Here is a 255-nt window from a genome sequence, read left to right as displayed (position 1 = left end):
TTGTAAATAATGAAAGTCTTTCACCACAAGAAGAATTAGTTCAAGATATAATATCAATACTTCATACTTTTAGTTGTCGCATATGTGGATTAAGAAAATACAAGAAAAAGATTAGAGAGGATGAAGAGGTTGAAAAGAGCATACAAAATAGAAATTAATCCTACTACTGAACAAAAATCTAAAATACATCAAACGATTGGTGTTAGTAGATTTATATATAACTTCTATATTGCTCACAATAAAGAAGTTTATAAG

The 255-nt window shown here is 26.7% G+C and carries 1 protein-coding gene and 1 pseudogene; both read left to right on the top strand.

Annotated elements, in window-relative coordinates:
• A pseudogene (locus tag KGF42_RS19605) lies at positions 1-158 on the top strand (IS607 family transposase); the annotation flags it as partial.
• A partial coding sequence (locus KGF42_RS19600) for a helix-turn-helix domain-containing protein (protein WP_413927054.1) occupies positions 121-255 on the top strand: 135 nt, incomplete at its 3' end. The pseudogene KGF42_RS19605 and the gene KGF42_RS19600, both read left to right, overlap by 38 nt.

The sequence above is a fragment of the Clostridioides sp. ZZV15-6383 genome, assembly GCF_020657735.1.
GTDB lineage: Bacteria > Bacillota > Clostridia > Peptostreptococcales > Peptostreptococcaceae > Clostridioides > Clostridioides difficile_D.
This window is presented reverse-complemented; position numbering and strand designations above follow the sequence as displayed.